The organism is Streptomyces sp. NPDC048002 (assembly GCF_040653275.1).
Lineage (GTDB): Bacteria > Actinomycetota > Actinomycetes > Streptomycetales > Streptomycetaceae > Streptomyces.
This window is the reverse complement of the sequence record NZ_JBEZNL010000005.1, coordinates 270,602-294,655: the sequence shown is the minus strand read 5'-3', so window position 1 is coordinate 294,655 and position 24,054 is coordinate 270,602. Positions and strand designations below refer to the sequence as shown.

Annotated in this window: 25 protein-coding genes and 8 pseudogenes; 19 read left to right on the top strand and 14 right to left on the bottom strand. The window is 70.5% G+C overall.

The features are described 5' to 3' along the window. Positions 1–31 precede the first annotated feature (31 nt). Entirely contained in the window at positions 32–2,995 is a 2,964-nt protein-coding gene (locus AB0E07_RS10465) for an aminotransferase (protein ID WP_362248260.1), read from the top strand. A gap of 18 nt (positions 2,996–3,013) precedes the next feature. Beyond that, positions 3,014–3,427: a hypothetical protein gene (locus AB0E07_RS10460; protein ID WP_362248258.1), complete on the top strand. Its 414-nt coding sequence runs from the start codon at positions 3,014–3,016 to the stop codon at positions 3,425–3,427. 74 nt (positions 3,428–3,501) lie between these two features. Here the strand turns inward: AB0E07_RS10460 and AB0E07_RS10455 are convergent. Beyond that, positions 3,502–4,047, bottom strand: a pseudogene (locus AB0E07_RS10455) (LysR substrate-binding domain-containing protein); the annotation flags it as partial. Between AB0E07_RS10455 and AB0E07_RS10450 the strand changes: the two are divergent. Together AB0E07_RS10450 and AB0E07_RS10445 are read left to right on the top strand one after the other, a co-directional pair. Next, a pseudogene (locus AB0E07_RS10450) lies at positions 4,045–4,212 on the top strand (snapalysin family zinc-dependent metalloprotease); the annotation flags it as partial. The pseudogenes AB0E07_RS10455 and AB0E07_RS10450 sit on opposite strands and share 3 nt — an antisense overlap. A gap of 310 nt (positions 4,213–4,522) precedes the next feature. Continuing rightward, positions 4,523–5,695: an esterase-like activity of phytase family protein gene (locus AB0E07_RS10445; RefSeq protein ID WP_362248256.1), complete on the top strand. Its 1,173-nt coding sequence runs from the start codon at positions 4,523–4,525 to the stop codon at positions 5,693–5,695. 550 nt (positions 5,696–6,245) lie between these two features. Here the strand turns inward: AB0E07_RS10445 and AB0E07_RS10440 are convergent. Continuing rightward, a complete protein-coding gene (locus tag AB0E07_RS10440; protein ID WP_362248254.1) occupies positions 6,246–7,322 on the bottom strand; it encodes a hypothetical protein in 1,077 nt (358 codons plus the stop codon). Positions 7,323–8,081: 759 nt separating this feature from the next. Here AB0E07_RS10440 and AB0E07_RS10435 point away from each other — a divergent pair. Together AB0E07_RS10435 and AB0E07_RS10430 are read left to right on the top strand one after the other, a co-directional pair. Then, a complete protein-coding gene (locus AB0E07_RS10435; RefSeq protein WP_362248253.1) occupies positions 8,082–8,438 on the top strand; it encodes an STAS domain-containing protein in 357 nt (118 codons plus the stop codon). A gap of 76 nt (positions 8,439–8,514) precedes the next feature. Beyond that, positions 8,515–8,712 carry a hypothetical protein gene (locus AB0E07_RS10430; protein WP_362248251.1) on the top strand — a complete coding sequence of 66 codons (198 nt, stop codon included), beginning with the start codon at positions 8,515–8,517 and terminating at the stop codon, positions 8,710–8,712. 83 nt (positions 8,713–8,795) lie between these two features. Here AB0E07_RS10430 and AB0E07_RS10425 read toward each other — a convergent pair whose 3' ends face one another. Then, on the bottom strand, positions 8,796–9,140 hold the full coding sequence (locus AB0E07_RS10425) for an alpha-amylase (RefSeq protein WP_362248250.1): 345 nt from the start codon (positions 9,138–9,140) through the stop codon (positions 8,796–8,798). Between the two features lie 171 nt (positions 9,141–9,311). Here AB0E07_RS10425 and AB0E07_RS10420 point away from each other — a divergent pair, with 171 nt between their 5' ends. From AB0E07_RS10420 to AB0E07_RS10405, 4 genes are all read left to right on the top strand, one after another. Continuing rightward, positions 9,312–9,563, top strand: a complete 252-nt coding sequence (locus tag AB0E07_RS10420) for a DUF6479 family protein (protein WP_362248248.1) — start codon at positions 9,312–9,314, stop codon at positions 9,561–9,563. Positions 9,564–9,717: 154 nt separating this feature from the next. Beyond that, positions 9,718–10,683 carry a YihY/virulence factor BrkB family protein gene (locus tag AB0E07_RS10415; RefSeq protein ID WP_362248246.1) on the top strand — a complete coding sequence of 322 codons (966 nt, stop codon included), beginning with the start codon at positions 9,718–9,720 and terminating at the stop codon, positions 10,681–10,683. Between the two features lie 45 nt (positions 10,684–10,728). Then, positions 10,729–10,947 (top strand): hypothetical protein, encoded by a 219-nt coding sequence (locus AB0E07_RS10410; protein WP_362248244.1) that lies wholly within the window; start codon positions 10,729–10,731, stop codon positions 10,945–10,947. A 645-nt stretch (positions 10,948–11,592) separates the two neighbouring features. Beyond that, positions 11,593–11,838 (top strand): DUF5133 domain-containing protein, encoded by a 246-nt coding sequence (locus tag AB0E07_RS10405; RefSeq protein WP_362248327.1) that lies wholly within the window; start codon positions 11,593–11,595, stop codon positions 11,836–11,838. A gap of 284 nt (positions 11,839–12,122) precedes the next feature. Here the strand turns inward: AB0E07_RS10405 and AB0E07_RS10400 are convergent, their stop codons facing one another. Beyond that, positions 12,123–12,470: a PRC-barrel domain-containing protein gene (locus AB0E07_RS10400; protein ID WP_362248242.1), complete on the bottom strand. Its 348-nt coding sequence runs from the start codon at positions 12,468–12,470 to the stop codon at positions 12,123–12,125. Between the two features lie 91 nt (positions 12,471–12,561). Between AB0E07_RS10400 and AB0E07_RS10395 the strand changes: the two genes are divergently transcribed. Next, on the top strand, positions 12,562–13,104 hold the full coding sequence (locus tag AB0E07_RS10395) for a type 1 glutamine amidotransferase domain-containing protein (RefSeq protein ID WP_362248240.1): 543 nt from the start codon (positions 12,562–12,564) through the stop codon (positions 13,102–13,104). A 302-nt stretch (positions 13,105–13,406) separates the two neighbouring features. Continuing rightward, a complete protein-coding gene (locus AB0E07_RS10390) occupies positions 13,407–13,733 on the top strand; it encodes a plasmid stabilization protein (RefSeq protein WP_362248238.1) in 327 nt (108 codons plus the stop codon). 123 nt (positions 13,734–13,856) lie between these two features. Here AB0E07_RS10390 and AB0E07_RS10385 read toward each other — a convergent pair. Beyond that, a pseudogene (locus AB0E07_RS10385) lies at positions 13,857–14,351 on the bottom strand (ornithine decarboxylase); the annotation flags it as partial. Between the two features lie 241 nt (positions 14,352–14,592). Here AB0E07_RS10385 and AB0E07_RS10380 point away from each other — a divergent pair. The 3 genes from AB0E07_RS10380 to AB0E07_RS10370 are packed head-to-tail and all read left to right on the top strand — an operon-like array spanning position 14,593 to position 16,491. After that, positions 14,593–15,279, top strand: a complete 687-nt coding sequence (locus AB0E07_RS10380; protein WP_362248236.1) for a HemK2/MTQ2 family protein methyltransferase — start codon at positions 14,593–14,595, stop codon at positions 15,277–15,279. Next, the gene (locus tag AB0E07_RS10375; RefSeq protein ID WP_362248234.1) at positions 15,263–15,490 is read left to right on the top strand and encodes a CDGSH iron-sulfur domain-containing protein; all 228 of its coding nucleotides are present in this window, start codon (positions 15,263–15,265) and stop codon (positions 15,488–15,490) included. The genes AB0E07_RS10380 and AB0E07_RS10375 overlap by 17 nt, the downstream gene beginning before the upstream one ends. After that, entirely contained in the window at positions 15,487–16,491 is a 1,005-nt protein-coding gene (locus tag AB0E07_RS10370; RefSeq protein ID WP_362248233.1) for an iron-containing redox enzyme family protein, read from the top strand. The genes AB0E07_RS10375 and AB0E07_RS10370 overlap by 4 nt, the downstream gene beginning before the upstream one ends. A gap of 61 nt (positions 16,492–16,552) precedes the next feature. On the opposite strand, the pseudogene AB0E07_RS10365 reads toward AB0E07_RS10370, so the two are convergent. Then, positions 16,553–16,750: pseudogene (locus AB0E07_RS10365) on the bottom strand (glutathione-dependent formaldehyde dehydrogenase); the annotation flags it as partial. On the opposite strand from AB0E07_RS10365, the pseudogene AB0E07_RS10360 reads away from it, so the two are divergent. Further along, positions 16,749–16,943 (top strand): annotated as a pseudogene (locus AB0E07_RS10360) (metallophosphoesterase); the annotation flags it as partial. The pseudogenes AB0E07_RS10365 and AB0E07_RS10360 overlap by 2 nt on opposite strands. A 6-nt stretch (positions 16,944–16,949) precedes the next feature. Here the strand turns inward: AB0E07_RS10360 and AB0E07_RS10355 are convergent. The 8 genes and pseudogenes from AB0E07_RS10355 to AB0E07_RS10320 all read right to left on the bottom strand — a co-directional run bounded on the left by AB0E07_RS10355 (position 16,950) and on the right by AB0E07_RS10320 (position 22,828). Continuing rightward, entirely contained in the window at positions 16,950–17,123 is a 174-nt protein-coding gene (locus AB0E07_RS10355) for a hypothetical protein (protein ID WP_362248231.1), read from the bottom strand. Between the two features lie 127 nt (positions 17,124–17,250). Then, positions 17,251–17,367: pseudogene (locus AB0E07_RS10350) on the bottom strand (cytoplasmic protein); the annotation flags it as partial. 68 nt (positions 17,368–17,435) lie between these two features. Further along, positions 17,436–17,678 carry a DUF2945 domain-containing protein gene (locus AB0E07_RS10345; RefSeq protein WP_362248229.1) on the bottom strand — a complete coding sequence of 81 codons (243 nt, stop codon included), beginning with the start codon at positions 17,676–17,678 and terminating at the stop codon, positions 17,436–17,438. Positions 17,679–17,701: 23 nt separating this feature from the next. Next, positions 17,702–18,151, bottom strand: coding sequence for a hypothetical protein (locus tag AB0E07_RS10340; RefSeq protein WP_362248228.1), 450 nt, complete (start codon positions 18,149–18,151; stop codon positions 17,702–17,704). Positions 18,152–18,195: 44 nt separating this feature from the next. Next, on the bottom strand, positions 18,196–19,815 hold the full coding sequence (locus tag AB0E07_RS10335; RefSeq protein WP_362248226.1) for an NAD(P)/FAD-dependent oxidoreductase: 1,620 nt from the start codon (positions 19,813–19,815) through the stop codon (positions 18,196–18,198). Further along, positions 19,808–20,302 (bottom strand): SRPBCC family protein, encoded by a 495-nt coding sequence (locus tag AB0E07_RS10330; protein ID WP_362248325.1) that lies wholly within the window; start codon positions 20,300–20,302, stop codon positions 19,808–19,810. Before AB0E07_RS10330 ends, AB0E07_RS10335 begins: the two co-directional genes overlap by 8 nt. Positions 20,303–20,384: 82 nt before the next feature. Continuing rightward, positions 20,385–22,175 carry a thiamine pyrophosphate-requiring protein gene (locus tag AB0E07_RS10325; protein ID WP_362248225.1) on the bottom strand — a complete coding sequence of 597 codons (1,791 nt, stop codon included), beginning with the start codon at positions 22,173–22,175 and terminating at the stop codon, positions 20,385–20,387. Positions 22,176–22,282: 107 nt separating this feature from the next. Further along, a complete protein-coding gene (locus AB0E07_RS10320) occupies positions 22,283–22,828 on the bottom strand; it encodes an isochorismatase family cysteine hydrolase (protein WP_362248223.1) in 546 nt (181 codons plus the stop codon). Positions 22,829–22,983: 155 nt separating this feature from the next. Here AB0E07_RS10320 and AB0E07_RS10315 point away from each other — a divergent pair, with 155 nt between their 5' ends. The 3 genes and pseudogenes from AB0E07_RS10315 to AB0E07_RS10305 all read left to right on the top strand — a co-directional run bounded on the left by AB0E07_RS10315 (position 22,984) and on the right by AB0E07_RS10305 (position 24,015). After that, positions 22,984–23,265 carry a hypothetical protein gene (locus AB0E07_RS10315; protein ID WP_362248221.1) on the top strand — a complete coding sequence of 94 codons (282 nt, stop codon included), beginning with the start codon at positions 22,984–22,986 and terminating at the stop codon, positions 23,263–23,265. A 212-nt stretch (positions 23,266–23,477) separates the two neighbouring features. Further along, positions 23,478–23,666: pseudogene (locus AB0E07_RS10310) on the top strand (amidinotransferase); the annotation flags it as partial. Positions 23,667–23,783: 117 nt separating this feature from the next. Then, a pseudogene (locus tag AB0E07_RS10305) lies at positions 23,784–24,015 on the top strand (DUF6328 family protein). Positions 24,016–24,054 lie beyond the last annotated feature (39 nt).

Below are 24,054 nucleotides of genomic sequence, written 5' to 3'. Positions count from 1 at the left end.
CCTGTTCGCCCGCACCAGCCGAGGAACCCGCATGCTGCCCGACGAGTACCGTACGATCGACTTCTTCGCCGAAGGCGCCCTGCCCGCGCCCCGCGTGTCCGTGGCCGAGGCCGAGCGCATCGCCGCCGAACACCTCGGCATGAGGGCCGACGCGGAAGGGCTGGGCAGCCAGCAGGACGCCAACTTCCTGCTGCGCAACGCCGACGGGACGCCCGCGGCGGTGCTGAAGATCGCGAATACCGCCTTCAGCACCACGGAGATCGACGCACAGGACTCCGCAGCCGACCTCGTCGCAACGGCACACCCCGACCTGCGCGTCGCCACGGCCCTGCGCCGTCCTGACGGTTCCCCGCGTCGTGCGACGGTGAACACGGACAGCGGTCCGGCCGTCGCGCGCCTGCTGCGCCATCTGCCCGGTGGCACGCTCTCGGGGCCCCGGTGCCTGTCCCCGGGCACGGTGGCGGCCATGGGCACGATCGCCGCCAAGGTGAGCACCGCTCTGCATGGCTTCGAGCACCCGGGGCTCGACCGCGTGCTCCAGTGGGACCCGCAGCACGCCGACCGCGTAGTCGCCACGCTCGCCGGACACATCGAGGAGCCCGACCGGCGTGCCGCGGTCCAGGACGCGACGGCCGAGGCGTGGGCACACGTCCAGCGGCTCGCCCCGGGACTGCCGACGCAGGCCGTACACCTGGACCTGACCGACGACAACCTCATCCGCCGACCCGACAGCCGGCCGCCCCTGCCCGACGGGATCATCGACTTCGGTGACGTGACCACGAGCTGGGCCGTGGGTGAACTCGCCGTCACCCTCTCCTCGTTGCTTCACCATGACGGCATCGAGCCACACCACCTGCTGCCGGCCGTCCGCGCCTTCCATGCCGTACGGCCGCTCACGCAAGAGGAGGCGCAGGCCCTGTGGCCGTTGGTCATCCTGCGCGCCGCCGTCCTGGTGGCCAGCGGGCGCCAACAGGTCGCCATCGACGAGGACAACGGCTACGCCAAGGACGCTCTTGAGCGTGAATGGCGCATCTTCGCGCAGGCCACATCGCTGCCCCTGCCCGTGATGACGCAGCTGGTCAGGGATGCGGTCGGCATGACCGACGCGCCTGCGGCCACCTATGCGCCGGTGCGGCACCTGCTGCGCGGTCTCGCCGCCGACACCGTCACCGTCCTGGACCTGTCCCCCGACGCCGAGGGCATGGACCACGGAGCCTGGCAGGACGCAGACGCCGAGGACCGGCTGGCGGCATCGTTGCTTGCGCAGGGCGCGGCCGCGGTCACCACCCTGTACGCCCGTGCGCGGCTCACCCGGACGCGGATGCTGTCGGCGACGTCTGCCCCCACGGTGCCCACCGGAATCGACCTCTGGGTCGGCCGGGACTCCGAGGTGCAGGCGCCCGCCGACGGCGAGGTCCTGGCTGCGGCGCCGGGCAGCGTCGAGATCGGCTGCGGCCCACTCGTGCTGTCGCTGTCCTTCGACCTTGCCCTCCAGCCTCTCGTCCGGACCGGTGCCGCCGTGCAGGCGGGCGCGGACCTCGTCCGCCTCTGCGCCGGAGGCCGGGTCCACGTGGCGCTGCATGCCGCCGACGGCCCCGTCGTCCCCCGTACGGTGCGGCCGGAGTACGCCGCCGGCTGGCTCGCTCTGACTGCCCACCCCGGCCCTCTTCTCGGCTTGTCCTCCGCTTGCGACCCTGGGGACGATGGGGACCTGCTCGACCGGCGCGGCGCCGCGTTCGCCGCAGTACAAGGGCACTACTACACCGATCCTCCCCGCATCGAACGCGGCTGGCGACACCACCTGCTGTCCGCCGAAGGCCGCTCCTACCTCGACGTCGTCAACAACGTCACCCCTCTGGGCCACGCCCACCCGCGCATCGAGCAGGCGGTGTCGAGGCAGTTGCGACGGCTCAACACCAACTCCCGCTTCCACTACGCCTCCGTAGTGGAGTTCAGCGAACGCCTCGCCGCACTCCTGCCCGACCCCCTGGACACCGTGTTCCTGGTGAACTCCGGTTCCGAAGCGGTCGATCTGGGCCTGCGGCTGGCCATCGGCGCCTCGGGACAGCACGATGTCGTCGCCCTGCGCGAGGGCTACCACGGCTGGACCTACGCCTCCGACGCCGTCTCCACCTCACTCCAGGACAACCCCAACGCACTCGCGACCCGCCCCCGTTGGGTACACACCGTGGACTCCCCCAACTCCTACCGGGGCCGGCACCGCGGCCCGGACGCGGTCCGCTACGGGCCGGAGGCCGCCGCGGTGATCGACGAACTGGCCGCCTCCGGCCGCCCGGCAGGAGCTTTCATCGCCGAGACCTACTACGGCAACGCCGGAGGCGTCGCCCTCCCCAACGGCTACCTCGCCGAGGTCTACGCCGCAGTACGCCGCCACGGCGGCCTCGCCGTCGCCGACGAGGTCCAGGTCGGCTACGGCCGCCTGGGCAACTGGTTCTGGGGCTTCGAGCAGCAGGACGTCGTGCCCGACATCGTCTGCGTCGCCAAAGCCATGGGCAACGGGCACCCCCTCGGCGCCGTCATCACCTCCAAGGAGGTCGCCGACCGCTACCGGGAGCAGGGCTACTTCTTCTCCTCCACCGGCGGCAGCCCGGTCTCCAGCGTCGTCGGCCTCACCGTCCTGGACACCCTGCGCGACGAGAACCTCCAGGGCAACGCCGTGACCGTCGGCAGCTATCTCAAACAGCGACTCAAGGACCTGGGCGACCGCTACGGCATCATCGGCGCCGTCCACGGCTCGGGCCTGTACCTCGGCCTCGAACTCGTCCGCGACCGCACCACCCCGGAACCCGCCACCGAAGAGACCGCCGAACTCTGCGACCGCATGCTCGACCTCGGCGTCATCGTCCAGCCCACCGGCGACCACCTCAACATCCTCAAGATCAAACCCCCGTTGTGCATCGACGTCGCCGCGGTGGACTTCTTCACGGACATGCTCGACCTCGCCCTCGGCCAGCTGGGCCACGGCCGGGCCTGACGATCAAGGAGACCAGCGATGGATGAACAGGAAAGCCTGCGCCGCTACGGACTTCGCCCCGTCGGCACGGACCTCGACGAGATCCGTGCACTCCTCAGAGAGCACACGGCGCGTGAGCGACGGGTCCAGGGCGCCGGCGACACTGAGCTGATGAGGCTCTGCTGCTTCCAACTGTTCAACAGCGGCGACCTCGACGACGTGCTCCTGATCTGGAGTGCGAAGCAATCCAGCTTCGACGCAGCGTGCTCGATCGACATCGAATTCCTGCTCGGGCACGGGCTCGACGCGACGAAAGCCCACCTCGCAGCCAACCGTGCGCCTGCTGCGGCGGCGGCACTGGATCGACTGCGCGAGCTGGAGGCGGACGGTGAATTCGAGGACTTCTCAGTGGAGGAGCGCTCCGCAGTACACGACCGGTATTACGGCGACTGACGAATCCGCAGCGCCCGTCAGTCGTCGGCGATGAGGCCGGTGCCCGCAAGGCAGCTGTCGACCAGAACCGGGCATCACTCCCACCGACGGCCCGGCGTGCTCCGGTGGTCGGACGGGACCCGGGCACCGGGTGAGCGTGTGCGCTCCAGCCACTCCCGATAGGCGGGCGCCTGCCGAGCCACCTCCCAATAGGCTTCCTCCAAGGCCGGTAACACCTCGGACAGTTCGGCCTCCGACCGGGCGGCCGGCAGCAGGCGCACTCCGATCGGGTCGCCCTCCAGCGGGCGGATCGCCAGCTCGGGGCGGGGATGGGCGGTGGGCTGACTGACGGTGACCACTTCACCTACCGCGGCCAGCGAGTAGGCGCTGAGGTAGTCGCCGTGCAGCAGTTCGGGCTCCAGACCGGCGGCTCTGAGGACCCGGGACAGGCCGTCCCACTCGCCGTCGACCATCCACCGGTCCCCGGCCAGGTCGGCGAGCCGTACCTGACGCCGCGTCGCTGCCGGATGGGCCGCCGACAGGGTCACGAACTGCGGTTCACGCTCGACCAGTACACGTAGGGCGAGCCCCGGCGGAACGCGCAGGGGACTGCCCTCGACCTCGTGCACGAACGCCGGGTCCTGGGGCTGCCCGATCACTACAGCGGCCCGTGCAGCGAACTGATGTCGGGCGGCGGACCCGGCACGTCCTGTACCAACCGCTACCCCAACGCCGCCGAGCGTGCCCGGGTCAACCAGCTCTGGGCCAATGGGCTCGCCCAGGCCGTCGCCGAGGCGGCCCGCTGACCGGCCGCTCCCCCGGCTGACCCCACAGCGGCCGGACCCGGCCGGATCCCGCACCTGAACCGGTCCCGGTACGGACCGCGGCGCGGCAGCGGTCCGCACCGTCGTGGTCGTCCTTCGCACCGCGAAGCTGAACCGCCTTCGTGCCCGTGGCCGAGATCGTGGATCCGTCGCGCTGGAAGGTGGCGAGAGGACTTGCTCGCCCACCCAGGTCCAACAGTCGGGCGCGTCCCCGATTCCTCGGACGCAGGCACTGCTAGCCCTACCCGATTGGGTGACTGCGCCTCACGCCGACAGGGGCCAAGATCATCTGGTGAGTTCTTCTCTGACGCGCCGTGCGTGCGCCGTAGCCCTGCTCCTGACGTCGGCCCTCGCCCCCGCCGCAGCCGCGGCCGCGGCCGCCCAACCTGACGCCCCGGGGCAGCAGTCGGGACGCGCCGCGCAGGCCCGCCTGCTCGGTGAAAAGACCGTTCCGCACAAGCTCGCCTTCCAGGACACCACCGTCGGCGGCCTCTCCGGCATCGACCGCAACCCGTGCACCGGCGAGTACGTCTTCATCAGCGACGACCGCTCCTCTCTGCAGCCCGCCCGCTTCTACACGGCCAGGATGGAGGTGGACGCCGACGGCGTGCACACGGTCGACTTCACCGGTACCCGCCCCTTCCGCCAACCCGACGGGACCGTGTACCCGGCCCCGACCCTGGGCGACGGCAAGGCCGTCGACCCGGAGGAGATCCGCGTCGATCCCCGCTCCTGCAATTACTGGTGGGGACAGGAAGGCGACCGCCCTATGACGGCCGACGCGCCCGTCGTCCAGCCGTCCATCCAGTACGCCTCCCCCACCGGTCAGTACCTCGGACAGCTGAAGCTACCCCCGAACTACGAGATCACCATGGCGGAGCGCGGCCCGCGCCGGAACCAGGCGATCGAGGCGATCACCTTCGGTTCCAAGGGCAAGGTGGTGACCAGCGCGATCGAGGGCCCGCTCCTCCAGGACGGCCCGGAGCCGGACGTGCGCAACGGTGCGCTGGTCCGCGTCACGCAGCAGAACCGGGGCGGGACGGTCCTCGGGCAGTTCGCCTACCCGCTGGAGAAGATCTTCGCCCAGAACGACCCCGACAGTCCCTGGGGACCGGACACCGGCGTCCCCTCCATCCTCGCCTTCCCGGGCCAGCCCCACCGCTACCTCGTGCTCGAACGCACCTGGGTCGCCGGAGCGGGCTACAAGATCCGTCTCTTCGACGCCACCACCCGCGGGGCGACCGACGTGCAGGCGATGGAATCGCTGGCCGGACAGACGGTAGTACCGATGCGCAAGGAACTCGTCGCGGACTTCGACACCTTGGGCCTGTCCGCCATCGACAACACCGAGGGCATGACGTGGGGCCCGGACCTGCCCTCCGGCGAACGGCTGCTGATCCTCGTGAGCGACGACAACTTCACACAGGAAGCGATCACCCAGATCGTCGCCCTCGGCATCCGCTGACCCGGGTTCCGTCCGTCATCCGTGAAAGGCGCGCCAGACGGGCGAAGCCCCCGGGTCGTAGCGCGCCCGCAAGCCGCAGTCCACCGATCACGACCATGCGGCGGGCACTCGGTGCAGCGCGTGACCACGCTTGGGCGGCCGGTGAGTCCGCTGGCCGCCCAAGGTCGGCCAGGGCGCGCCTGCCGCCAGGCGAAGCTCTCGCGGCAGGGCCGGGCGATGTCGGTCAGGACCTGCTCGATGCGGGTCCATGCCCGAAGAAGGCGCGGCCCGGCGCAGGAAGGGGACCCAGGAGTGGCGGCCTTCTCCGAGGACTCCAGTGCGGTCCGAGCCCGTCGTCCATGGCACCCGCCCCAGTCACACCGGCCTTCCCGGCCGCCGGCCGGCGGGTGGCAAGCCGCTGCGCCTGGGCCGGTTCCAGGATGGGAAACCCGTCCGTGATCACGTCATGGAGGCGGTGAGGTGCTCGCTGGCGGCCAGTAGGGTGCCTCGGCTTCATGCCGACGCATTAGGGCGCAAGGCTGCCCTGACCGCACAGACCCGGGCCTTCAATTCATTGGATCAGGTCTGTGTGTGGATGTTCGGGGGAGGCCGGGCAAACGTAGATCTGCATGTTGTCCGCGCTGCCTACTTCTGTCCTTGTCGGCTGCGAGGGGTTCCGGCCGGCGCCTGAGGAGCCCGCGAGGGCTGCGGCCCGGTCCTCGCGCGGCATCCAACTGTGGCCTTCGCCGCCGTGCCACTCCCAGGAAGCAATCGTCAGAAGCGGGACCATCTCCGCCTCACACACGGTGCAGTACCGGGTGTTCGGGTCGGTACGGCCCCAGGGCGGCCAGCCGCCGACCTTCCATCCGGGTGCGTTGCTCAGGTGGATGGAGTAGAACTCCCGCGGATACGACGCGTAGGAGCTGTCCACGCCGGCGTCGGCTGCCTGCCACCTGGTCCAGTCCTCCAGCATCCGCTGCAATTCCGGGCTCAGATCCAAGCTGTTGGGGTACTCGGTGATCGCCTCCGGTGCCAGCACGCACGGCTCCGGCACATAGCCCGGGTAGTCCGCCTCGTACGGTTCCGGTGGAGCAGTGAGGATCTCGCCGACGTCCGCGGCCGAACGCCAGAACAGTGCGGTCGCAGGCTTGTAGTCCGGTTCGTGTTCGTAGGGGCACCAGAGGACCTGAAGCAGATCGGCGTGCCCGGGCGGCCGCATCAGGGGTATGTCACGCAGGAACAGTTGGGCCACGGGCAACAGGGGCACCGGGCAGTCGGCGGGCCAGGGAGGGCCCGCGTCGAGCCGTTCAGCGAGCCGTGCGGCCTCGTGCATCTTGAGCGCTTCTTCCTCGGGCGTGTACGCGGGAGGCCGCTCGTCAGGGCGCCACCGGGACTGCAAGCGTCGCCGGAGCCTTACTTCGGTCAGTGACTCACGGCATCCGGTGTCCACGTGCAGGTGCACGTCTTCGCAGTGCGGCCACGGCTCACCTGCCGGCCACAGCAGCGGCCCGCCGACCGAGCTGTCCCCGGCCACAGGCGACCCCGGACGCGGATGCAGCCGGATGGCAGATCGCGCCAACGGGGCCAGCTCGGGAAAGACTGCGGCCACCTGGACCGGCCGCGGCGGAGTAGTGCGTACGAGAACCATGCCGGTGATCCTGCCACCAGCCACCGACAGAACCCTGCCGCCCCAGCTCGCGTGACCGCTCAAGCGGCTGCAACATGAACCTCCCCGCTTCAACGGTCACCTGAGGTTGTCGCCCGGCATCTTCCCGGACCAGTGGGACCTTGAGAGCGAACGGGGCCCAGGCGTGACCTGCGGGTTCAGCACGGCCGAGTGCGTGGTGCGCGGCTCCACCCTGGCTGCGCGCGCCGCTCACTGCTTGCCTCCGACCCGCTGCCGGAGGGCTGCGAGGGCGCCGCCGGTCTCGCGCCCCGCGGTCCCAGCCGGCACACCTCGGCAAGCAAGTCGCTCCCTGTCTGTTTCAAACACCGTCACACGGGTGGCATCGTTGTCCGGACCCGGCACGGCAGACGGGTCGAATCCAGGGGCGAGGAGGTGAAGCACGCCCAGTAGGACATTCGGTCGATCATCTCGGTTCCCGGCATGCGATCCGCGCACAGCTGGCGGCAACTCCTGCCGCGGCAGCGGCCCGTACGTGCTCCCTGAGCAGACTCCCGCGCACTTCCGGACCTGTCGGGCTCCTGCGGTGGGCCCTGGTCATACGGGCGCAGGAGTGCCAGTCTGGAGGTACAACCAGCCTGGTCTGGTGAGGGACCCCGCGCTGCCGGGTGGCCACCCTGGGGTGGTCGGTGGAGGGTACGGGTGGTCTTGCTCGGCTGCGCCGACCCGTACGCCGGCGCGTGACGGCCCACTCCCCCGTGATCGCCTGCGGATGAGCTGACCGTGAGGGGCTCCGAGCCGAACGGCGGCCAGCTCATGTACGCCCATCTCGATGTCAGCGTGACGACGAACCGAAGTTGCACGGTCGTGAGCGTCGTCGGCGAACTCGACCGCCACACCCTGCACCGCATCACCGACGTGGCGGAGGCGCTCACCGGCCAGGAATACCTCGTCCTCGACCTGCGCGGCCTCACCTTCATGGACTCCAGCGGCCTGCATGTGCTGCTCCACCTGCACCGCCGGGTGCAGGCCGCCGGGGGAAGCCTCGAACTGAGTGGAGCACGCCGCCCGGTCCTCCGCGTCCTGGACCTCACGGGCACCCGCGCCCTCTTCACCTTCAGCCCCCGCAACGCCGCATAGCCATGACTGGTGGCCGGTGTCGAGGGCGCGTGCTCCGAGGAACGCGCCCGGGTGGGCCGCCGTCTCCTCTGCGGTCTTGTACGGCACTCACGGACACCCACCGCAAGGCGCTGCCACGCTCACCAACGCCAATCTGGAGATGCGGGTCGGCATCCGTCTCGGGTACACCCATGCGGCGGCCGACCACCGTGACGAGTCGGGCCTCGTCCGCGACGGCCTGAACAGCTCCCGCCACCCGTCGGACGAGCCCTCAGCAGGTCGCGACAGCAAGTGAGGCGCGGACATGCGTGGCGGCTGAGCGGCATGCCGAGGGTGTGGGCGTCGTCCTGAGTGAGCGATGGCCCGTAGGTGCAGGGTTCACGCGCCGGAGGCGCTATCGCGCGCTGGGTCGCACGTCAGCAGTCCGATGACGTGGTTGCCGTTGGTCCCGTAGCCGGGGAAGGTTGCCCAGCCGTCGGGCTCGACAACACGGCAGGGAACCTGCTGACCGTTCGCGTACTCGACCGTGACGGCGGTGCTGATGTCACAGCCGTTGTGCACATCGGTGTAGCGCCAGCTCGGGAAGTACTCCACGCAGTTCAGAGCCGGCGATCCAGTGGCCGCCGCAGCGGGCGGTGCGGTGGTCGGGGCGACCAGGATGCCTGACGCAATCACGGTGGCGAGAACGAAGGGACGCGAGAGGCGCGTCATGAGGTTTGCCATGGCCAGGATTCTGAGGTCGTGCCACAACGTGATGCAAGTTGCTGTAAGTATTTTCAGTCAAGATCATTTTAAGGACACATATTGCCAGCTCAACGACACATCTAACGGTTGAAATTTGTTGCAGATGCCGTAGGGGGAGGAGAAACCCCGCCAGCGGGGTACCCGCTCCCCATGATCACTGAATCGCTGATGCCAATGGCCGCGTCGAACGCGGGCTCGCTGTGGCTGGTCACGGCGGGAATCGTCATCGTCGCCGCGCTGCTCACCGCCTTCATCGTCGGCAGCAGAAGGGCAGCACGCCGCCGCACGCCCGCTCCCGCGGTCCGCCCCGAGCATCCGGGCACCACACAGGCTCCGCAGAGCGGGGACGGCTGGCAGACACCGGCAGCCGATCGAGAACACGGTCATCCCCGCCGCCCGTAGGGCAGCTCAATCGCCCATCGCCGCCGGAGGGCCCATGCCCACGGTGAAGACCTCGTCGCGCCTGACACCTGCCTGCACGCCCGACCGGTCAGGCGTGCACGGGTCCGGCGCGGGCAGGGAGACAGCAGACGAACAAGGTGAGGGGGACGGAATCGTGGGCACCGCCGTACCCGTGCCGCAGACCAGGGACATGCTGGGCGAGGAACTCTCCGGGGACGAGGCGTTCACCGCGCTGCGGCACTACGGGGGCCTGCGCCTGCTGGCGGACTCCTTCACCCGGTTCCGCTACGCCGACGGCTTCACCAACGCACGGGCACTCGCCTTCCAAATGGTGCTGGGTCTGGTGCCGTTCACGGTGGCACTGGTGGGGCTCGCCACATCGGTGCACACCGAATCCGTGGGACGTACCGTGGAACTGACCCTGGCCCGGATCGTTCCCGGAGCCAGTGGCGAAGTGGTCGCGGACGCCTTCGACTCGACCCGCGGCACCGCGGACGGTGATGTGTGGAGCACCTTGGCGCTCTGGCTCGGCCTCGCTTTCGCGCTGCTGAACCTGACCTCCGCGATGGGGCAGATCGAACGGGGTGCCAACCGTATCTACGGCATCGAACGGGACCGCCCGCTCCCCCACAAGTACGCCCGCTCCCTCGCCCTGGCGCTCGCCGCCGGACTGCCGATGATCGTGGGATTCGTCGTCCTGGTGGCCGGCGAGGCGGTGGGCGACGCGGTCGAGGCGTCCTCCGGGTGGTCTCTCGGCTCGCCCGGCTGGCGAAGCGCTCTGGAAGTGCCGGTGGGTCTGGCCCTCGCGTGGATCGCGTCGGCGGTGATCTTCCGGTGGGCGCCGCGCCGGGTCCAGCCCGGATACACCTGGCTGGCCTTCGGCTCAGCGCTCCATCTGATCCTGTGGGTGACGGCAACCTGGCTGCTCGCCCTGTACGTCGAAGGCAGCGGCGCCTTCGGCGCGCTCTACGGGCCGCTCACCGCGTTCGTCGCCCTCCTGCTGTGGGCCAACCTCACCGCCGTGGCCCTCTTCTACGGCATCGCCTTCGCCGCACAGCTGGAGGCAACCCGGGCCGGCATCACCCGACCGGCCCACCCCGACCCCGGACCCGGCTCCTGAACAATCCAGGACACCCCGCGCGACGAGAATCTCCTGGGCAACGCCGTGACCGTCGGCAGGCATCTCAAACAGCGACTCAAGGCCCTGGGCGACCGCTACAGCATCATCGGCGCCGTCCACGGCTCGGGCCTGTACCTCGGCCTCGAACTCGTCCGCGACCGCACCACCCCGGAACCCGCCACCGAAGAGACCGCCGAACTCTGCGACCGCATGCTCGACCTCGGCGTCATCGTCCAGCCCACCGGCGACCACCTCAACTCCTGAAAATCAAACCGCCGCTGTGCATCGATTCCGCCGCCGCGGACTGCTTCGCGGACATGCTCGACCTCGCCCTCGACCAGCTCGGCCACGGCAGCTCCCCATGACATCTCTGAGCGTGAAGGGGCCGACTTTCGGCGGCGGCCGACGTCTGCCGATCGTCACCCGGGGAGCGCTTCGTGCCCGGCGACGCCGACGGCCGGGAACGTTTCGCGCGACCGTGGAGCCGGGCCGAGGCCCGGTTCCCCGACTTCGAACGGGGCCAGGCGCAAGTCGTCCCTCCAGCGCCAGGCCAAGGTGACGCGCCACTTCGTCGGGGGCCTCATACCGCCGCTGACCGGTCGCACGCCGGACGGCATCGCTTGGAGCGACGACGCGCTGGTAGGGACGGGCGGGGGACTGCGTCGTGCACCGCAACGAGGACGGACAGCTCCCCGCGTCGTCGCGGAATCGGCGGTAAGCCCGCTCAAGAAGCGCAACCTGTGAGGTGCCCGTGGTGGGCGGCCGAGGCCGCCGTGCCCCAGCTTCGGGACACATACCTTGCCCCCGCAGGGGCACTCGATGTTCCGGACCGACGCCGTACCGATCCGGGCGCGTCGCGGATTCGGGTCGGGATCACGGCCCGCCTTTCCCCCATGGGAGGCCGGCGCCATGTTGCTGCCTGCGGAAGAAGACCTCCGTACCGTCCTGGCACGCTTCACCGAAGCACGCACCCGACACGACGTGAAGCCCACCGGGCACTCGAGCCGGGAACTCGAGGACACCGCCTACACCCTGTGCGTCATGACCGGCACCCGGTCGGTGGATCAGGCCCTCATGGCCGCCGACGCCCTGTTGCGGCAGTACCGGGCCAGCGACCAGGCACCTGCCGGAGCCGCTGCGGCACTCACGGCATGACCTGCGTGCTGCGCCACAGGCGATCGCATCCGGCCCGTGCAGGGCCACTCCGCGTCGTCCCATGACGCGTACCGGGACGGCCTCGGCTCCGCCGGCACGCCGCCTCAGATCCGGCAGCCATCCGTACCCCTTCACCAGCAGGGACACCGTGGAGTCCAGGAGGGGGGCGTGTGCTTGCGCGGGTGTGCTGTGAGCTGTACTCGTCATGGAGCCCCGGGTTCCACGTCCCCCGGATCCCACACCCGGTCCCGGCGCGCCCTGCCCCGGGCCGGCGGACGCGGGGGTCACACGTGTTGCGGCCAGTAGTGCGTGGTGAGCTGCTCGCGGTAGTCGCTGCTGTCGTAGTGGCTCTCACGGTGGAACTCCGGCGCCTCCTTGACCTGCTCCTTGGTGAGGCTGAGGTGGACCGTCTCCTCCTCGATGTCGATCTGGGTGACGGCACGGGCGGGGATGAGGATTTCCTTGCCGAAGATCCACGGGCCGGTGTCGACCACCAGGCAGGCGGCGCCCACCTCGTTGGTGTACTTGTCGACCTTGCCGATGTCCCCGCCGACGGCCTCGACCGTGTAGCCGGTCAGGTCGGCGCCGCCGTATCCGGCGGAGGGCTGGTACTCCCAGGAGTTCTCTCGCATGGCTCGCGTTCCCTTCTCAGAGGTTTCGGAGTCGATCCGGGTCACACGGGTACCCGTTCGCCTCGGAAGCACCCGAGAGGAGTGAACGCACATGAAGATCGCCCTTCTGGTGGCCCCCGAGGGCGTGGAGCAGGTGGAGCTGACCGAGCCCTGGCAGGCCGTCAAGGACGCGCGGCATGTACCGGTGCTGGTCTCCACCGAGAGCGGCAGTGTCCAGGCGTTCGATCATCTGGACCACGCGGACACGTTTCCCGTCGACGAGGTCGTGGGCGCCGCGGACGTGGCGGACTTCGGGGCGCTGATCCTGCCCGGCGGGGTCGCCAATCCGGACGCCCTTCGGCTGGACGAGCAGGCCGTGGCGTTCGTCAGGTCGTTCTTCGAGGCCGCCAAGCCGGTGGCCGCGATCTGCCACGCGCCCTGGACACTGATCGAGGCCGACGTGGTACGGGGGCGGACGCTGACCTCCTGGCCCAGCCTGCGCACCGACATCGGCAACGCCGGCGGCACGTGGGTCGACGAGGCCGTGCACGTGTGCCGGGCCCACGGCAGCGTCCTGATCACCAGCCGCAAACCTGACGACCTCAAGGACTTCACCACAGCGTTCACGCACGAGTTCGCCGCCGCGGCGAACTGACCCCGGCCACCCGGCGTGTGCGGCAGAGAAGCGTCACCCGGGGCTTGCAAGGGCCCGCTCACCTGATACCGACGCCGGAGCACACCGCGTCCGACGCCCGGCGTGAACTCCTCGGCGGCGTACGCAAGGGCGCCGGTGCCGAGACCCGTCCACTCGCCGGACGAGTCCGCGGGTGACCGGCGCCGAGCGCACTGACGTGTCCGCCGTACGGCTTCGCCCGGTTGCGCCCGGCATCCGGCACGCCCTTCATGAGACCGGACGACACCACACCTCACCGAAGACCGAGACGAAGGAGCCCAGTCATGCCACGCGGATCCAGCCCCAAACGGGAACGTCAGTACGAGCACATCAAGGAGTCCGCCGAGGAGCGCGGCGAGTCCACGAAGCGGGCGAAGGAGATCGCCGCCCGCACGGTCAACAAGGAGCGGGCCCGCTCCGGCGAGTCCAAGACCGCGAGCCGCACCTCGCTGAAGGACCCCAAGTCCGCCTCCCAGCGCGGCGGGCAGCGTTCACACAGCGGCGCGCAGGGGCCGACGAAGGACCAGCTCTACGAAGAGGCGAAGAAGAAGAACGTCCAAGGCCGCTCCACCATGACCAAGCAGCAGCTGAAGAACGCCCTCGGCCGCTGAGCCCGTCCCCTCAACGCGCTGCCACGACCCGGACCTTGCCGAGGTCCGGGTCGGCGGCGTCCGGCACCACCATCCCGGCGGCCACCCCGGAGTTCAGGTACTCCAGCACCGCCTTGCGAACGCCTCCGCAGCGGGCGGGTGCGCCAGATGCCGTTCGGCGTCCCAGTTCGGGTCGACCCACACCGGTTCGATCCCGGCCGGCACCAGACCGGCGACAACCGACTTGTGGGCGTCACGGCCCACGACCAGCCGCTCGTGCGGGCCTGCCACGGCGAGCATCGCGGACCTCACCGACAGGGAGCTGCCGGCGGTGGCGAAGAAGGTGTGCTCGGCCCCGACGGCGTCCGCCATCAGTTCCTCCGCCCGCTCCAGTACCCGCTGCCCGCCGGTGCGGTCGTCCAGCCCGGACAGCGCCGGCACGTCGGAGGCGAACACCGCCTGCCCCAAAGCGTCCCGCACCCGCGGATCGGTCCCGCGGCCCTGCTTGTGACCGGGCGGGGTGAACGGAACCTGCCCCGACTCGTGGAAGTCGGCCAGAGCTTCCAGCACCGGTACCCGCGAGTGATCGACGCCCACTGCACATCCCTCTTCCGGGTCCGGCGACCGCCGGGCGCACATCCCGGCGGTCAGGCTCTCTCGGTCGTTCACGGCACGTGATCCGCGCCCCGCAGCCGTCGGGCGCGCCGCCCTCGCCGAGTCGGCTCCCCGGGTACCCGCCGCAGCCGCGATCACGCCGTCCGCTGCCCACCGCAGATCGACCCGCACGTGTGGGCGCTGTCGGAGGCGGGCACCCGGGAGATCCCGCGGGCCACTCCCGCCACCCCTGGGCCCGTTTGCCGGACAGGAAGGACTCCACACCGTGACCGTCTCCGCCGCAGGTGCGACACCGCTTGCCGTGCCGGTGCTGACCTGGCCGGGCGTCTACGCCCCGCAGGACGACACCCGGCTGCTGGCCGCCGCCCTGGACCGCGAGCACATCCCCCGGGGCGCCGCGGCGCTGGACTTGTGCACCGGCAGCGGCTCGCTCGCCCTCGTGGCGGCCCGTCACGCGACGACCGTGACCGCCGTGGACATCTCCCGCCGGGCGGTGTGGAACGCCCGCCTCAACGCGCTGCTCGCCCGCCGCCGGATCCAGGTGCGGCGCGGTGATCTGACCGGGGCGCTGCCCCCGGGTGGGCGCTTCGACCTCGTCGTCAGCAACCCGCCCTACGTCCCCGCGCCGCCCGGCCCCGCGGCACACGGCCGGGCCCGTGCCTGGGACGCCGGAGCCGGCGGGCGCGATGTGCTGGACCGCATCTGCGACGACGTGCCCCGCGTCCTGAGCCCCGGTGGACTGCTGCTCCTGGTGCACTCCGCGCTGAGCGGGGTGGACCAGACCCTGCACCGGCTGGCCACGGCCGGGCTGAGCGCGGAGGTCGGCGAGCGGGCCCGGGTGCCCTTCGGCCCGGTCCTGCGCCAACGACGTGACTGGCTGTGCTCGCGGGGCCTGGTGGCCCCGTGGGACGAGAGTGAGGAACTGGTGATCGTCCGTGCCCAGCGCTCCTGAACCCCGGCCCCGCCGCGTCCGTAGCGAGCCCGGCGGGCCCGTCCTGGTCGACGGCCCGGTGGAGGTGGAGCTGGACGACGGCACCACCGTCGTCTCGCACCGCCCCGTGGTGGCGCTGTGCAGCTGCCGGCGCAGCCGCATCCATCCCTGGTGCGACACCAGCCACCGGCGCAGGCCGCGCCGCGCCACCGGACCGCAGGACTCCCCGTGACGGCCCCCACGACCCTCACCGCCGCGCCCTCCCTGCCGACAGCCCGCGGCGAGGTCTCGGCCGCCGTGCTCGGCCGGCTGACCGCACCGGCCCCCGCACCGACGGGCCCGCTGACGGTCCGCCTCCCGGACGACCCGTACGGGGACGACCTGCACCTCGCCCTGTACGTCCTGTACGAACTGCACTACCGGGGCTTCGACGGCGTCGACGAGCGACTGGAGTGGGACCCGGAGCTGCTGCGCCTACGGGCCGCGCTGGAGGAACGGTTCCTGACCGCCCTGCGCGACGAGATCCCCCAGGGCGGCGGAGCCCACCAGGAGTTGGCCGGGCTGTTGGCCGCCCCGCAGGACGGCAAGGGAAGCGTCAGCCATCACCTGCTGCGCAAGGGCGAGTTGTGGCAGCTCCGGGAGAACGCCGCACTGCGCTCCCTGTACCACCTCAAGGAGGCCGACCCCCATCTGTGGGTGGTGCCCCGGCTGCGCGGACGGGCGAAAGCCGGCATGGTCGCCGTGGAGTACGACGAGTTCGGCGCCGGCCGGGCCGAGGAGATCCACGCGCGGCTCTACGCCGACCTCCTCGACGACCTGGGGCTGTCCAGCGCCTACGGCGCGCATCTGGACGCCGCTCCGGCGGAGATGCTCGCGATCGTGACGATGATGTCCCTCTTCGGTCTGCACCGCGCCCACCGCGGGGCCCTGGTCGGCCACTTCGCCGCGGTCGAGGTCACCTCCTCCCCCGCCTCTGCCCGCATGGCCGACGCCCTGCGCCGGTGCGGAGCCGGCCGAGCCGCCCAGCGGTTCTACGACGAACACGTGGAAGCGGACGCCGTCCACGAACAACTGGTACGCCATGAGGTCGTAACGGGACTGCTGACCGACGAACCCCACTTGGAGGACGACATCGTCTTCGGCATCCGCGCCACCGGCCTGCTGGAGGACCGGCTCACCGCCCTGCTCCTCGGCTCGTGGGAGAACGGCAGGAGCGTGTTGCGTTCCCCGTGAACACATCGGCGCGCATCGCCCCTCGGAAGCGAGAACCGTGCCGTCACCTCTGAGGTCGTTCTCAGGGACGGAGCAGCGTCTTGATCATTCCGTCCTGCTCGTTCTGGAAGGCCGCGTACGCCCGGGGCGCATCCTCCAGCGGCAGGTGGTGCGTGGCGAACCCGTCCACGCCCAGGGGGTCCTCGTCCGTGAGCAGCGGCAGGATCTCCGGCACCCAGCGCCACACGTTCGCCTGCCCCATCCGGAACTGAAGCTGCTTTCTGCTCGCCGAGGTCATCGACACGGCCGGCGCGGACCTCGCTGTGCACGGTCATGCCCACGCCGGTACCGAACACGGGATGACCGGGGGCGGAGTGCGTGTGCGCAATGTCGCCCAGCCGGTCATCGCGGCGGCGTTCCACGTGTACCGCCTCACCCCGCCGGAGCTGCCGGAGAACGGCGGCTCGCGGTAGGACCGCTCAGTCCTCGCCCCTTACGACGTTCCAGTCGGCCTCCTGCCGCGTCTGCCCGGCCTCACCGTCGAACTTGGCCCGCACCCAGGTACGGAGGGGCTCGCCGCGCAGCCGACGGGCCTTCGCCCATCCCGTCTCCGGCCGGCGGTCAACACACATCTCGGTGCTCTCGGCGGTCACAGCACTTCATCTACCTTCTCAGCCCGGCCTGTTCGAGGTCCGGATCGTCTCGTCTGATCATTGGCCAGCACGTGGCTCTGTGTCGTCTTTTGACCGGGTCTCCGTTGAGCACCGTGTGAAACCCCGGTCAGCGCACCGTGCTCGCCCGGTCCGAGGCGGGCCGCACGTGGGGGAGGTCGTCGGGCACGCCGGGAAGGAGCGCTCCGTACAGCTCCGGGTCCTTGCGGGGCAGCGCCGAATGGTGGCCGCACGAGCGCCTCCTCGTACCCCGTCCAGCCGGGACAGGGGAGGAAGGTCTGTATCGGACGCCGGTCACTTCTTGCGCAGTGCTGATGCCTTGTGGACCGCGGTTCTGCCGCTGTCGGCGCTGCGCACCTCGTACTGGGGTTCCTCGGCCGAGGCGTCCACGGTTCGGCCGGCCGCCTCGGTGCTCCTGGTGATCTTCCTTTCGACGGTGCCCTCGACCGTGTGGCCGTGGCTCTTCCAGGTGACCTCGTCACCCCGGACCAGCTTCTTGTTCTTGTTGTCCTGGCCCTTGTCGCTCTTGTTCGTCACGGCGGTTCCCTCGGGTTCGGTGGTCAGGCGGAGTGGTCGGGGTGGCCGTGGGTACGCCGCCGTTCCTTCAGCTCCGCTTCGTAGAGGTGGTCACGCCCCTCGGCGAGTTCCCGCACGGCGCGGGACTCCAGTGCGCGGAAGGGTCCGTAGTAGGTCTCGTCGTAGGCTTCGACGATCTGGAACGTCCAGTGGCCGGGGATGACGTTGCGTCCCAGGATCTGCTCGCGGACCTCGGCGGCCCACTGCGGGTGGCCGGCCTTCTCCAACAGCTCGACGGCCCGGTCCAGTTGCAGGTCGGCGGTGCCCGTCAGCTGGTGGAAGTCGTACAGGCGGCCCCTGGCGCGCTCGGTGGTCTCCAGGGCCTTCGACAGCGCGCCGAGGGCCTCGACAGTGAGGTCGTCGACGCCTTCCGGCCTCCGGTGACGGCGGTCGGGGCCGGCATCAGTGGCGGGGTCGTCGTGGTGGTCGTGCACTGTTGCTCCTTGCCTACGGGTGGCCCCGGGCGTCCGCGCGGGGGTCAGGTTCCTTCTCCGGTGCGGTCGCGACGGGCCAGCAGCCGTTGGGCGCCGGTCAGTGCGTGCGGCCGGCCCCGGTGCAGCGCGGCCCGCGCGGCGTTGGCGCCGGGGGCACCGTGCACTCCCCCGCCGGGGTGAGCGCCGGCGGAGGCCAGGAACAGCCCGCGTACGCAGGTCTCCGGGCGCGCGGTGCCCACGACCGGGCGGAAGACGAGCTGTTGGTGCAGGGCTGCCGTGCCGCCGTTGAGGGCGCCGCCGTGCAGGTTGGCGTCCAGTGCCTGCAAGGTCGGAGGTGCCAGCACGCGGCGGGCGCGGATCAGGGAGCGGAAGCCGGGTGCGAAGCGCTCCACCTGCTGTTCGACCCGGTCGGCCATGAGCTCCTGCTCCTTGGTGTCCCAGCGTCCGGTGATGCCCTCTTCCGCCGCGTCCCCGTCGGTCTCCTGGGGGACGTGGGTGTAGGCCCACGCCGATTCGGTACCGCGCGGGGAGCGCGTGGCGTCGGCCGTGGTCATCTGGCCGAAGAGCAGGAACGGGCGGTCGGGGATGTGCCGGCTCGCGATCTGCGCGGCGAACCGGGTGAGTTCGTCGAGACCGTCGGCCAGGTGCACGGTACCCGCCCGGGACGCCTCCCGCGCCTGCCAGGGAACCGGCGCGTCGAGCGCCCAGTCCACCTTGAAGGTGGCGAAGTCCCACTCGAACTTGCGCAGATCCGCCCTTAGTTGGGCGGGCAGGTGCTCGCTGTCCAGGAGCCCGCCGTAGAGGGCGGGGACCGACACGTCCGCCAGCACCGCCCGCCGTGCCGCGATCTCGTCGCCCCGCGTCGTCCGCACCGCGACGGCCCGCCCGCCGCGCACCACGATCCGCTCGACGCGCCGCCCGCAGTGGATGCGGCCGCCTCGGTCCTGAAGTCGCCTCGTCAGGGCGGCGGTCAGGGCGCCCGAGCCGCCGACGGGGACAGGGAATCCGTAGGTCTGTCCCAGCATCGACATCAGCCAGCCGAAGCCGCCGCTGCCCGCCGCCTCCGGGGCGAGGTCGGCGTGCAGGGCGTTCCCGGCCAGCAGCAGCCTGCCGCCCTCGCCGCGGAACTCCTCCCGCCCCATACGCCGCACCGGAAGGATCATCGTGCGGGCCATCCGCAGCCCGCCGGCGGCCCGCAGCCGCAACGCCAGCCGCGCCGTCGCCCGCAGCGGGGGGAAGGGGGTGAACAGCGCGTCCAGGAGGTCCGGGCGCAGTCGCTCCCACACCCCGTGCAGCTGCCGCCAAGCCGCCCCGTCACCCGGCGCGAAGGTGTCCAAGGACGCGGCGGTGGCGTTGACGTCACGCTCCAGCACGGCGCACCTGCCGTCGGTGAGGGGGTGCGCGAGCACGGCGGGCGCGTGACCCCATCGCAGCCCGTACTCCTCCAGTCGCAGCCCGGCCAGGACCGGGGAGGCGGCGGCGAGCGGATAGAAGGAGCTGAACAGGTCGTTGACGAAGCCGGGGTCGACCCCGCGATCGTGGCGCACCGCTCCGCCCGGTTCCGGCTGCTCCTCCAGCACCTCCACGCTCCACCCGGCGTCGGCCAGGAGGTTGGCGGCCACCAGACCGTTGGGGCCGGCTCCGATCACCACTCCGTCAGGCACGACCCGCGCCCTCCCCGCCGACCGTCGCCGACCGTCCGGAACGCGAAGGCTCGGGCCGCTCCTTCTCGCAGAGCCGGGCCAGGCGCGCCAGCATGGTGCGGTGCCGGAGCTGGATCACCGCCTCGAAGCCGGTGTTGTGCAGGCGGCCGCCCGCACCCTGGAGGGGGTGCTCGTCGAGGATCACCAGGCAGTGCTCGCCCCACGGCCGCAGTTCGATCGCTATGCGTGCCGTGCCCAGCGCGTCGGCGTAGGCCTCCAGTTCCAGCGCCGTGCCTTCCTCGCACCGGCGCACGACCGTGTGGTTCGCCCAGCGGAGCGGGCCGAGGCGGATCTCGAAGCGGATCGCCGCGTCCAGGTCGGGCCACCGTCCGTGGACCGGCTCGGAGTGTGCGGCGCCGACCACCCACTGCGCGTAGCGGTGACCGTCCGCGAGGACGGCCCACACGTCGCTCGGGCTTGCTTTGATCAGACGGTGTCGGACGGCCACGGCGGCCTCCAGGGGCTGTTCGGACCGGGTCACGCGTCGACCGGGGCGCTGTGGGCCCGGGCGCTGTGAGCCCGGACGTTCCTCAATGGTGGCCGCCGGGCAGGAAGTCCTGCAACTTGGCCTTGAAGCCCTGCCGGACCATGTCCGCCCGGTCGCTGTCGCCCTTGATGACGGCCGAGGCGGCGGCCTCGATCTGGTCGAGGGTGGCGTGCGGCGGGATCGGCGGTACGGCGGGGTCGGTCACGAAGTCGAGCACGCAGGGCCGGTCCGCGGCGAGCGCGGATTCCCAGGCACCGGCCACCGCGTCCGGCCTCTCGATCCGCATGCCGTCCAGGCCGAGCGACCGAGCGAAGTCGGCGTACCCGACGTCGGGCAGGGACTGCGAGGGGAGGAACTGCGGGGCGCCCTGCATCGCACGCATCTCCCAGGTCACCTGGTTGAGGTCCCGGTTGTTGAAAATGGCGACGATCAGCCGCGGATCCTGCCACTCCTTCCAGTACTTGGCGATGGTGATGAGTTCCGCCAGGCCGTTCATCTGCATCGCACCGTCGCCGACCAGGGCCAGCGCGGGCCGGTCGCCGTGCGCGAACTTGGCGCCGATGGCGTAGGGCACGCCCGGCCCCATGGTGGCCAGGGTGCCGGACAGCGAGCCCCGCATGGCTCCGCGCAGCTTCAGATGCCGGGCGTACCAGTTGGCCGCGGAGCCGGAGTCGGCGGTCAGGATGACGTCGTCCGGGAGCCGTGCGCTCAGTGTGTGGGTGACGTACTCCGGGTTGATCGGCTCGGCCTCGACGTGGGCCCGCCGGTCCATCACCTCCCACCAGCGGGTGACATTGTCCTCGATCTTCCGGCGCCAGGCGGGATCCTCCACCTGTTCCAGCAGCGGCAGCAGACGGCGCAGGGTCAGCGCCGCGTCTCCGACCAGATTGACCTCGAAGGGATAGCGCAGCCCGACCATGTGGGGGTCGATGTCGATCTGCACGGCCCGCGCCTTGCCGAAGTCGGGCAGGAACTGGCTGTAGGGGAAGGAGGAACCGATGACGAGCAGGGTGTCGCAGTCCCGCATCATCTCGTACGACGGCCGGGTGCCGAGGAGGCCGATCGCGCCGGTGACGTGGGGCAGGTCGTCGTCGAGCGCGTCCTTGCCGAGCAGCGCCTTGGCGATGCCGGCGCCGATCCGGTCGGCGACCTCCAGCACCTCCGCCCGGGCTCCGCGAGCGCCCTGGCCGATCAGGATCGCCGGCTGTCCGCCGGAGTTGAGGACGTCCGCGGCCCGCTGGAGGTCGTCGTCGTCGGGCACCGGGGCGTAGTGCGGCATGCCGAGGCTGGAGGGAACCATCTTGAAGGCGTGCTCGGGCGGCGAGTAGTCCAGTTCCTGCACGTCGGCCGGAATGATCACGGCGGTCACCGAGCGGCTGGCCATGGCGGTGCGCAGCGCCCGGTCCAGGACGTTGGGGAGCTGCTCGGGCACGGTCACCATCTCGCAGAAGTCCGAGGCGACGTCCTTGTACAGGGAGAGCAGATCGATCTCCTGCTGATATGAGCCGCCCATGGCGCTGCGGTCGGTCTGGCCGACGATCGCCACCACCGGAACGTGGTCGAGTTTGGCGTCGTACAGGCCGTTGAGGAGGTGGATGGCGCCGGGCCCGGAGGTGGCGGCGCAGACACCGACCCGGCCGGAGAACTTGGCGTACCCGACGGCCTGGAAGGCGGACATCTCCTCGTGACGGGACTGGATGAACCTGGGCTCGTTGTCGGCCCGCCCCCAGGCCGCGAGCAGCCCGTTGATGCCGTCTCCCGGGTAGGCGAAAACGTGTTCGACGTCCCATTCACGCAGACGTTGGAGGATGTAGTCGGCGACCGTCGTCGACATGGTGGACAACCTTCCGGAGTTGGGTGGTGTGCCGTGTGTCGTGCGCGGTGGGAACCGTCACAGGGCGCCGTCGGCCGGCGCCTGCGGTATCCCGTCGAAGACCGAACTCATTCCTCGGCCAGTGGCCGACGGGTACCCCGGAAATCCACGTCACTCGCATCGACGATCCGGGCGCCCATGTTGCGCTCCATCATCTCCAGCGCCGCGAACCCCAGCCGCGGATGGATGGCGGCGACCGCGTCCCTCGGCACGGTGACGTCGAAGTGGCGGATGTGCGCGTCCAGGGCGGAGTACAGGACGCACTGCTCGGTGACCTGCCCGGTCAGCACCACCGTGCCCACGCCCAGCTGCCACAGCAGATACGACAGGGGCGTGTCATGGAAGATCGAGTGCCGGGTCTTGACGACGAAGAGGGAGGCGTCGTCCGGCCGGATCGGCTCGACGAGGTCGGCGTGCGGGTGGGTGAGCGCGGTCTCGACGAGTTCACCGTGGTGCGAGCGCCAGGCGCCGAAGTTGTCGTTGACGTAGATCACCGGAGCGCCCGCGTCCCGGGCCCGGCCGATCAGCTCCGCCAGAACCGGCACGACCTTCGCGGCCGCGGCCGCCAGCAGCTCGGCGTCTTCGTGATCGTAGGTATTGATCATGTCGATCACGATGAGCGAACTGCCGTCGTTCTCCGCGAGACCTCCACGGCTATGCCGCGTGGACCCACCCCGAGTGGTGGGCGCACTCTGAGGACCTCCATCCCAGGGAGACGCACCCGGCCCTCGAAGAAGCGATGGAGGAGTACCGTCGGTGCGTTGGGCCTATGGAGCTGCTGGGTGAGTCCTACGTGCCCTCCGAGAGTTCACTGCAACTCGGTGGCTCGCTGCTCAGCATGGCCCAGGATCCGCCGGAGCTGGACCTGGTCGATCTCGGGGACGACTGGAACTGGGACTTCAGCGACGAAGTGCTCCGGAAGGTCGCCGCCTGGCGGCTTTTCGGCCACTTCCACGACGGCAACGGCATCGAGTCCTACTGGCTGGTCCACCGGACGGACACGAAGGTGGACCGCTACGACCAGATCGTCTGGATGGAGCAGGCAGACTGAGCCCGCGGTTGCCCTGAGCCCGGTCACGGACTGGCCGACTCATGGATGGGAAGCGCTCACTGGGGTACTCGGACGATCCGAATCACGGAGGGGCGTATTGCAGGCAGCGCCTGCGCTCGCACCGAGCAGGCGGCTGGTTCCTTAACCGGAAGCCGATGAGGATGACAGCAGTGCAGAGGCCCGAACCAAGCACGACTCACGCCTACCGGGCCGTCCTCATGCTCGACGAGAAACGAGTGATCGCCGAACGTCACCACACCGGCATGTTGCGCGCGCTGGAACGATGGGGTTTCGAACCCCTCCCGAGCAGTCTGCTGCACTACGCGCCCTTCGGTGGTTCCTTCCACTGCGCGACCCTCGACATCAGGCACCACGGCTCGCTCCGGTCGTACTTCGACTGACGAACCCGGAAGCGGAGACGCTCGGCCGTTCAGAACAGGAGGGATGGTGACTCTTCAACCGGTCGGCCCAACCACCGCGAAGGGCGAATCGCATCCGAGGACGAACGCGCGGACCGGATGTGGAGCGACCTCATCCAGGAGATCCGCGTCGCCCAGATGGGCGTGCAGATCCTCTTCGGCTTCCTGCTCACGGTCGTCTTCACACCGCGCTACGCGGATCTGAGCGACGCGGACCAGGCCATCTACGTCGTGACGGTCACCCTGGCTGGTCGCGGCCATGACCCTCTGGTCCATGCTGTGCTGGCTGGTCCTGCCCTTGTGGGCCCGACGTCGCCATACCCTCAAGTAGCCTTCGACTGAGCCTCGGTGAGCGGACCGCCGCCGCTGA